Origin of the sequence: Rhodopirellula europaea 6C (assembly GCF_000338295.1) — a bacterium.
Classification (GTDB): Bacteria; Planctomycetota; Planctomycetia; order Pirellulales; family Pirellulaceae; genus Rhodopirellula; species Rhodopirellula europaea.
The window spans coordinates 1-2,055 of record NZ_ANMO01000172.1; the positions used below are offsets into that span (position 1 = coordinate 1).

Consider the following 2,055-nt stretch of genomic DNA (forward strand, 5'->3'; position numbering starts at 1 on the left):
ACTGAAAGAAGCGGCATGGTGAAACCGCGAGATTTGCTGTTTACGCACGGGCGTATCCAAATGCCATTAACGATCGTTGGATCGGAGCATCCGTATTCAATCTCGTGAACACGGTTGAAGAGGGCCGGAAAGGTGACTCCGGTGGCGAAGGATGCTAAACCGGCGAGGATCCATAAGGCGATAGCAATCGAGACGAGTTTCAATCTTCGGCGATTCATAACATGTGCCCCGAATCTGCGGTCACCGATCTGCCGACGAACGTCACGCGTCACCGGGTACGCGCGGAAGATTTTCAACTTCAAAACCGCTCGGCTCGCGTACTCCGGTGCACGCGATTGTTACGACTTGTTTCTTGGCGGACGTTTGACGTCTCCATTGCGCCACACGCCTGAGTCCAATCGTAGCAGACCGTGTGGGATGCGTCGAGAAATTGCTCGCGCATCATCGTCTGGGACAGGACAGCCCAACGCCTCGAATCCGCGCAGCTTTGGAAGTTCAACCAAGCGGTGAAATGCGGGCAGTGACAATCCGCATTCGTTGCAATTAAGCATCTTTATTTCGGTCAACTGCGCAATTCGATTAGCAGCATCATCTGTCAATGGGATGTCGTATAAACCGAGGGTTGTAAGCGTTTCCGGCAGTTCGGCGGTTGAGATCGCATTCGCAGTGATTGCCGTGCCACCTATGTCGAGTGAAGCTAGCCGACGAAAGCAGCAAATCGAAGCCAGTCCGGCATCGGTGATCGGGCAACCCGCGGCCATCAAGAATTCAAGGTCGGCCCAGCTTGAGATTCCATGCAAGTGGGCGTCGGTCAGCTGCGCGTCGAGTGCCCAAACCTGAAACGCGCCGTTGATCTGTGCGCCGGTGCCCGCCAATTCAGCGACGAGGCGAGCAACGCGTTGGTCATCCGTCATGTGGCGAAATCTTCAGTGTCGTAACGTCACGCGTAACCGGGAACGCGCAGGAAAGTTTCTAACGGCCAGATCGCTCAGCTCCCGTTCTCCGGTTCACGCGATGGTTACCCGCCGCTCTGAATTGCGGCGTTTGTTGCTGGTGGCGGTAACGCGACAGGAGGTCGCCCACGCGGGATAGAACTCACGGTTGGGAGCGATAATCCATACAGTATCGCGCACAGTCCGAGCAATGTAAACAATTCGGTGACGGTCAGTCGTCGCGAGTTGATCGGAAGCAGCGATGGAACGGACATGCGAGACAGGACGAACCAAGTGCACGCAATGACAGCCAACGCAAACGCAGCACCGGCAAGCCCGTAGTGTTTGTACACAGCCAAAGTAAATGCGATCGCGGCCGTAACGACAAAGCAGGCACCAATCGAGATGCGAAGTGAGTCGCGGTCATTCCGCGGCGCGTTCATGGGGATTTCAGTTGGGTAACGTTGCCGATCACCCGGTCGCCGCGGGAGATCTTCCATTGTTAAAACGCCCGACTCGGCGACTCGGGTGCATCGGATGGTTCGCCGCAATCAAGATTCGGCAAAGGAGCGTAGTGCATCCAGATCACGCAGCTGTCCACAACGGTAATGATCATCGTCCAGGCATAGCAAACAGTCTTTCAGGCTACAGTGTAGATTGTCCACGCCATCTAATGAGATTGACGTGTTGCACACTGAAAGCATTCTCAGCTGTGGGATTTTAGCAATCCAATCAATCGCAGCATCAGAGATTTGAGTGTGCCACAAGAATAGGTATTGGAGACTCTCCATTCGCGACAGGTATCGAATACCGTGGTCGGAGATGCATGTCCCGCCGAGGTCAAGTGCCTCGCAATGCCGGAAAGTTCCAATTGTCTCCAAATCAGCGTCGTCAATGGGAAGGCAACGCAGGTACGCCCCCTGGACGGTCGATCGTAGAAAGTTCGTCGAATGAAACCAGAAAGACCCACCGCGACGAGCGATCCGGAAGCAGCCGTGTCGTTCTTCCGGTTTGGCGGCAAGCCAAGAAACGCGACATTTCAGACGACGCCAGAAACGAATCTTGAGATGATCTGGAATGTCCGAATTGGGGGGATTCATGTGACACATCTCGTCTGTCGGCG

At 54.9% G+C, this 2,055-nt stretch carries 3 protein-coding genes; all 3 read right to left on the reverse strand.

Annotation, left to right across the window (positions count from 1 at the left end):
• On the reverse strand, nucleotides 1-203 hold a 203-nt coding region (locus RE6C_RS32960; protein ID WP_236618314.1), incomplete at its 3' end, for a hypothetical protein.
• A gap of 135 nt (nucleotides 204-338) precedes the next feature.
• Entirely contained in the window at nucleotides 339-914 is a 576-nt protein-coding gene (locus RE6C_RS17950) for a leucine-rich repeat domain-containing protein (RefSeq protein WP_008658789.1), read from the reverse strand.
• 104 nt (nucleotides 915-1,018) lie between these two features.
• Nucleotides 1,019-1,375 (reverse strand): hypothetical protein, encoded by a 357-nt coding sequence (locus RE6C_RS32265; protein WP_160167225.1) that lies wholly within the window; start codon nucleotides 1,373-1,375, stop codon nucleotides 1,019-1,021.
• Between the last annotated feature and the right edge of the window lie 680 nt (nucleotides 1,376-2,055).

Coding starts and splice junctions, on each gene's coding strand:
- RE6C_RS17950 (WP_008658789.1), bottom strand. CDS start 914: ATGACGGATGACCAACGCGTTGCTCGCCTCGTCGCTGAATTGGCGGGC.
- RE6C_RS32265 (WP_160167225.1), bottom strand. CDS start 1,375: ATGAACGCGCCGCGGAATGACCGCGACTCACTTCGCATCTCGATTGGT.